Source organism: Mycobacterium sp. 1165196.3 (genome assembly GCF_001673415.1).
Taxonomy (GTDB): Bacteria; Actinomycetota; Actinomycetes; order Mycobacteriales; family Mycobacteriaceae; genus Mycobacterium; species Mycobacterium europaeum_A.
On sequence record NZ_LZLU01000125.1, the window covers coordinates 1 to 5,717 of the forward strand.

Annotated in this window: 8 protein-coding genes and 1 pseudogene; 3 read left to right on the top strand and 6 right to left on the bottom strand. The window is 66.8% G+C overall.

The features are described 5' to 3' along the window. Nucleotides 1-248, top strand: a pseudogene (locus A5659_RS13715) (DUF2993 domain-containing protein); the annotation flags it as partial. A 23-nt stretch (nt 249-271) separates the two neighbouring features. Here the strand turns inward: A5659_RS13715 and deoC are convergent. From deoC to A5659_RS13745, 6 genes are all read right to left on the bottom strand, one after another. After that, nucleotides 272-949, bottom strand: coding sequence for a deoxyribose-phosphate aldolase (gene deoC / locus A5659_RS13720; protein WP_067181825.1), 678 nt, complete (start codon nt 947-949; stop codon nt 272-274). Further along, entirely contained in the window at nt 949-1,389 is a 441-nt protein-coding gene (locus A5659_RS13725; RefSeq protein ID WP_066864686.1) for a DUF2599 domain-containing protein, read from the bottom strand. The genes deoC and A5659_RS13725 overlap by 1 nt, the downstream gene beginning before the upstream one ends. Before the next feature lie 4 nt (nt 1,390-1,393). Next, nucleotides 1,394-1,681, bottom strand: a complete 288-nt coding sequence (locus tag A5659_RS13730) for a DUF2516 family protein (RefSeq protein ID WP_066864690.1) — start codon at nt 1,679-1,681, stop codon at nt 1,394-1,396. Nucleotides 1,682-1,768: 87 nt separating this feature from the next. Continuing rightward, nucleotides 1,769-2,383, bottom strand: coding sequence for a heparin-binding hemagglutinin HbhA (gene hbhA, locus A5659_RS13735; RefSeq protein WP_066864698.1), 615 nt, complete (start codon nt 2,381-2,383; stop codon nt 1,769-1,771). A gap of 280 nt (nt 2,384-2,663) precedes the next feature. Beyond that, the gene (locus A5659_RS13740; RefSeq protein WP_066864693.1) at nt 2,664-3,080 is read right to left on the bottom strand and encodes a helix-turn-helix domain-containing protein; all 417 of its coding nucleotides are present in this window, start codon (nt 3,078-3,080) and stop codon (nt 2,664-2,666) included. A gap of 94 nt (nt 3,081-3,174) precedes the next feature. Beyond that, nucleotides 3,175-4,557: a DUF445 domain-containing protein gene (locus A5659_RS13745; protein ID WP_156749195.1), complete on the bottom strand. Its 1,383-nt coding sequence runs from the start codon at nt 4,555-4,557 to the stop codon at nt 3,175-3,177. Nucleotides 4,558-4,692: 135 nt separating this feature from the next. Here A5659_RS13745 and A5659_RS13750 point away from each other — a divergent pair, with 135 nt between their 5' ends. Both A5659_RS13750 and A5659_RS27005 read left to right on the top strand, forming a co-directional pair. Then, nucleotides 4,693-5,412, top strand: a complete 720-nt coding sequence (locus tag A5659_RS13750) for a TetR/AcrR family transcriptional regulator (RefSeq protein ID WP_066864695.1) — start codon at nt 4,693-4,695, stop codon at nt 5,410-5,412. Between the two features lie 186 nt (nt 5,413-5,598). Beyond that, nucleotides 5,599-5,717 (top strand): class I SAM-dependent methyltransferase (locus tag A5659_RS27005; RefSeq protein ID WP_197498006.1); only part of this gene is annotated, 119 nt, incomplete at its 3' end.

The following is a 5,717-nucleotide window of genomic DNA, read 5'->3' on the forward strand; positions in this document are numbered from 1 at the left end:
CGGTGGTGTCGGGCACCGGGTTGCAGCTGCAGATCGTCAGTTTCAACGCGCTCGGCTTCACGATGCCCAAGGAGTCCGTGCAGTCGACGCTGGACGACTTCACCTCGAACCTGACCAAGAACTACCCGCTGGGCATCCACGCCGACAGTGTGCAGGTCACGGATACCGGTGTGACGAGCCACTTTTCGACGCGCAACGCCACCATCCCCACCGGCAACGACAACGACCCCTGCTTCGCCAACCTGTGACGGCGAGCTTCTAGCCGGACGGCTCAGCCCAGGCCGTCGAGCACCGCCCGGGTGCCCGACAGCCCGAGCCGGGTGGCGCCGGCGTCCAGCATCGCCACCGCGTCCGCGGCGGAGCGGATGCCGCCGCTGGCCTTCACCCCGAGGCGTCCCCCGACCGTCTCGGCCATCAGGGCGACCGCGCGCACGGATGCACCGCCGGCCGGATGGAACCCGGTCGACGTCTTGACGAAGTCGGCGCCGGCCTCTTCGGCGGCGCGGCACACCCGCACCAGGGTGGCCTCGTCGGCCAGGGCCAGCAGCGCCGCCGACTCCACGATCACCTTGAGCACGGCGCCGCCGATCGCGCCGCGCACAGCCCGGACATCCGAACGCACGGCGTCGATGTCGCCGGACAGCGCCGCCCCCACGTCGATGACCATGTCGACCTCGGTGGCCCCGGCCGCGACGGCCAGGGCCGCCTCGTGCGCCTTCACCGCCGGGAGGTGCTTGCCCGAGGGGAAACCCGCCACGGCGGCCACCCGCAGCCCGGTGCCGGCCCGCACCGCGACGGGGACCATCGAGGGCGAGACGCATACCGCGTAGACGCCCAGTTCGCCCGCTTCGGCGACCAGGGCGGCCACGTCGGCGCCGGTTGCTTCGGGTTTGAGCAGCGTGTGGTCGACGAACGCCGCCAACTGCGCTCGGCTGGGTTGGGTTGGCATCAGAAGGATTCTTCCGGACCGCCGGGATTGCAGCCCGAGGCGACCATCTCGGCGTCGTCGACGACCGGTCGCCACGGCTCGAGGTTCCAGCTGACCTTGCCGGGCTGGGCGAGTTCGGCGAACTCCCAGTGGCAGAGGAACTGCGCGCGCATGCCGGCGGTGTCGGCGTCCGGGGACGCGGCGAGCACCTCGGCCCAGGCCTCGTCGGCCAGGGCGGTGGTTGCGGGGATGCGCGAGGCGGCCCGGCCGGCCGGCGACGGAAACACCCGCAGGCTGCTGCGGCCCTGCCACTGCGCCCACTGGGTGTGGTCGATGTACGGCGGGGACGGCGCGGGCGGTTCGGCCGCGCCGCTACCGGGGTCCGGCGCGGCGGCAGCGGGCGGTATCGGACAAGCCAGGGCGACGAGCACCGCGACCGGCGCCGTCAGCAGGGCCATCATTGCGCTAGCGCGACTTACCTTGTATCTCAAGCAGTTTGGGCCGCACATCGACCAGGTACACACCGGCGGCACAGGCCGCGATCGCCATACCGAGCACGCCGAACACGAAACCCAAGATGGATGTCAGGGCGACGGCCCCTCCCAGGATCAGCAACCACACGGGCTTGGTCAGCTTCTCGGCGGCGGTGTAGGCGTCGGGTCGTTGCAGCGCAGCATGCACGAACGCGTAGATGGCCGTGACCAAGACGGCGATCTGCAAGACCAGCATGACGGTTTGCACGAGGTGGCTCACGCCCTAAGGGTATGCGGGCACCCGCCAAAACGTCGACTCCGAGTCACCCGGAGGCGACTCGGAGCCCAACGTCGTGAAATGTCGTGCTTACTTCTGGGTGACCTTCTTGGCGGCCGCCTTCTTGGCCGGCGCCTTCTTGGCCGGCGCCTTCTTGGCGGGCGCCTTCTTGGCGGGCGCGTTCACGGCCTTCTGCGCCTTCTTGGTGGCCGCTTCGGTCTTGCCGGGCAGCTCGATGCCGACCAGCTTGGCGGCGCGCTCGCCGACCGCGCGGGTCTGCGAGGCGACGGTGCCGAGAGCTTCCTGCGTCAGCTCGACGGCCTGGTCGACGTAGCCCTCGGCACGCGCGGAGGCGTCCTCGAACGCGGTCTGGTTACGCAGCCGCTGCAGGGCCGCCTCACCGCGCTCGACCAGCTCGTTGTACCGGCTGGTCGCCGCCTCGAGGTAGCCCTCGGCGGCCTTGCGCAGCTCTTCGGTGGTGAACTTGTCGCGCAGCTCGGTGAACTGGTCGGGCAGGTCCTCCTGCAGCTTGGTCAGGCGAGCGCGACGTTCCTCGACCCGGGTACGGGTCTCGGCGCGGGTCTCCTCGGCGCGCTCCCGCAGGCCGGCGATCAGGTCGTTGACGGTGGCCAGGGCCAGGTCGGCCGCGCCCAGGGCTGCGAGCAGCGGGGCCCGCAAATCTTCGATGTTCGTGTTTTCCGCCATGGTTTTTCCTTTCATGCTGTGTTTTCGCTATCGGCGTTATTCGGTGTTATTGGCTGTCTGGTCGAGAAGTTAGGTGCAAACGTCTCCTTCGCAACTGGGGCCGCCAATGCCGGGGCGGTTCGTCCAGCGGTTCAGCTGGAACCCGGTAGGTCTTCCACGGTGGGTAACCGCGACGGCCGGTCGTCTATACATCACCAACTCGCTACCGCGATGCGCAGAGTCCGCTTTCTCGGGTAAACGCCCAGCACAGCTGGCTACCGTGCCGGATCGAACGGACTGCTCACTCGCTGTCGGATTCGGTCGGACACTCCTCTGGGATCGATTCGTTTTGCTGGGTGAACGATGAATAGATGTCGAGCAGAATTTGCTTTTGGCGCTCGGTGATCGCAGTGTCGGTGACGATCGCGTCCCGCACCTGACTTTTGTCGCTGGGCTCGAGAATCCCGGCGCGCACATAGAGAACCTCGGCGGAAACCCGAAGGGCCTTCGCGATCTGGTTCAGGACATCGGCGGAGGGCTTACGCAATCCACGCTCCACCTGGCTCAAATATGGATTGCTGACCCCGGACTTTTCGGCGAGTTGGCGCACCGACACCTGCGCGAGTTCACGCTGGCTGCGGATGAAACTGCCGATGTCGGAGGCCACTTCGGAGGCAGCGTTGGACACCTTGGCGGAGAGCTTCTCCTCCGGCGTCATGGCGTGCTCCTGCTCGGCTGACTGATCTTGACGCGGATCAGACTACTACAAGTGCTTGCTATTGCAAGCACTTGTTAGCACTACTAGAAATCCGTTAGATCAGTAGCTGCGCGACGGCATAAATCGCCAAACCCGCCAGCGACCCGACGACGGTTCCATTGATCCGAATAAATTGCAGGTCACGGCCGACGTGCAATTCGATGCGCCGGCTGGCCTCCTCGGCGTCCCAGCGCTCGATCGTGTCGGTGATGATCGCGGTGATCTCCACGCCGTACTGCGAAACCAGATGCTGAGCCGCCCGGACCAGCCAGTTGTCGACCTTGTCGCGCAGGTCCGCGTCGTCGCGCAGCGATTCCCCGATGCGGACCACGGTGTCGGCGATCCGGGTGCGCAGCGCGCTGGACGGGTCATCCACGCCCTCGAGCACCAGCCGCTTCAGCGTCTTCCACGCGGTCGCGGCGGCGTTGGCGATCTCGTCGCGCGCCATCAGCTGTTCTTTGATCGCGTCGGCGCGCGCGATGGTGTCCGGGTCGTGCTGCAGGTCGTCGGCGAAGTCGAACAAAAAGCGGGTGGCCGAGCGGCGCAGTTCGTGGTCGGGGTTGCGGCGCACCTTGTCGGTGAAGTCCATCAGCTCGCGGTGGATGCGGTCGCCGACGAGATGGTCGACGAAGCGCGGCGACCAGGTCGGTGAGTCACGCTCGACCACTCGCTGGATGACCTCGCCGGCCTTCAGTGACCACTGAAAGGCCCGATCGGCCAGCAACTGGATCAGCGCCTCCTGCCGGTGCTCGGCCAGCAGCGTCGCCAGCACGCGCCCGACCGGCGGCCCCCACTGCGGCTCGGCGATGCGGCGCACGATCATCCGGTCGATCACCTGTTGGACGTCCTCGTCGCGCAGCAGTTCGACCAGCACCCGCAGCACCGTGGCCGTCTCGCTGGCCACCCGCTCGGCGTGGGCGGTCTCGGAGAGCCACTTACCGAGCCGGCCGGACACCTGGGCGTCGCGCAGCTTGGTTTCCACCACCTCCGGCGACAGGAAGTTCTCCCGCACGAAGGTGCCCAGGCCCTCGCCCAGCTGGTCCTTCTTGCGCTTGATGATCGCCGTGTGCGGGATGGGAATGCCCAGCGGGTGGCGGAACAGCGCGGTCACCGCGAACCAGTCCGCCAGGGCGCCCACCATCCCGGCCTCGGCGGCGGCGCCGACGTATCCCACCCAGGCCCCCAGGCTGGCGTGCGCCTGGGCCCACCGGCAGGCCAGGAACACGCCGGTGGCACCGATCAGAAAACCCAGTGCCACCATCTTCATCCGGCGCAGCGCCACTCTGCGCTGCGCGTCGGCCTCGGGGTCAGCGCCGGCGAAGGATTCGGCAAAGGATGCGCGCCCCGCGTTCGCCGCGGTCAGTGGCGTCGCCGAATCGGGCCTCGCCGCCGGCGGGCCGGACGCTTCGCCTCGCACCGAGGCTCGATGTGCCACCACTCCATCATCTATCTTTCCCACGAATTAGTGTGACGACACTGTTCGCGACGTCTCACCCACGCCCGGCCAGGGCAGGAAACCGACCCCCTCACGCCGTAAGATCAGGGGCGTCTAGGGAATGGGAATTAGGCGACAGTGGCAGAGCATATTACGGCTGTGAGCGTCAAAATGGATGGGCGCAAGCGGCGCTGGCATCAACACAAAGTGGAGCGTCGTAACGAACTCGTCGACGGCACGATCGACGCGATTCGCCGACTGGGTGGCGCGCTGAGCATGGATGAGATCGCCGCCGAGATCGGGGTCTCCAAAACGGTGCTGTACCGCTATTTCGTCGACAAGAACGACCTGACGACGGCTGTGATGATGCGGTTCACCCAGACCACCCTGATTCCCAACATGGCCGCGGCGCTGACGTCCAACCTCGACGGCTTCGACCTGGCGCGCGAGATCATCCGCGTCTACGTCGAAACCGTCGCGAACGAGCCCGAGCCGTACCGATTCGTGATGGCCAACAGTTCGGCCAGCAAGAGCAAGGTCCTTGCCGACTCCGAGCGCATCATCGCCCGCATGCTCGCGGTGATGATGCGCCGCCGCATGCAACAGGCCGGGATGGACACCGGCGGCGCGGAACCATGGGCGTATCTGATCGTCGGCGGGGTGCAGCTGGCCACCCACTCCTGGATGTCCAACCCGCGGATGAGCCGCGACGAGTTGATCGACTATCTGACCATGCTGAGCTGGAACGCCCTCAAGGGCATCGTCGAGGTCGGCGGATCGCTGGAGAAATTCCGCGAGGAGCCCCACCCGTCGCCGATCGTGCCGCCCCGCGGGCTCGACGGCGGGTCCGGTCTGTAAAGCGGCCCCGGGAGCGACTGGAGTTTTTGGGGATTACACCCGCTCCATGTGAGCTTGAACGCGCCTTGGGAATGCGACTTGAACAGCCCCAGGTATTAGCATGCAGGGGAGTATCGGGGGATCAGCGGGGCTGTCGGTTGGCTGTCTACCCCTGTCCCCAAGCAGTTCAGAAAGGCTCGTATCGACATGTCTGTGCAGCTCACGCCGCATTTTGGAAACGTGCAAGCCCATTACGACTTGTCCGACGACTTCTTTCGGCTGTTCCTGGATCCCACCCAGACCTACAGCTGTGCCTACTTCGAGCG

Bases quoted from the DNA above. Each gene is read 5' to 3' on its own strand.
- deoC (WP_067181825.1), bottom strand. From the start codon at position 949: ATGCCAACCCAACCCAGCCGAGCGCAGTTGGCGGCGTTCGTCGACCAC.
- A5659_RS13740 (WP_066864693.1), bottom strand. From the start codon at position 3,080: ATGACGCCGGAGGAGAAGCTCTCCGCCAAGGTGTCCAACGCTGCCTCC.
- A5659_RS13725 (WP_066864686.1), bottom strand. From the start codon at position 1,389: ATGATGGCCCTGCTGACGGCGCCGGTCGCGGTGCTCGTCGCCCTGGCT.
- hbhA (WP_066864698.1), bottom strand. From the start codon at position 2,383: ATGGCGGAAAACACGAACATCGAAGATTTGCGGGCCCCGCTGCTCGCA.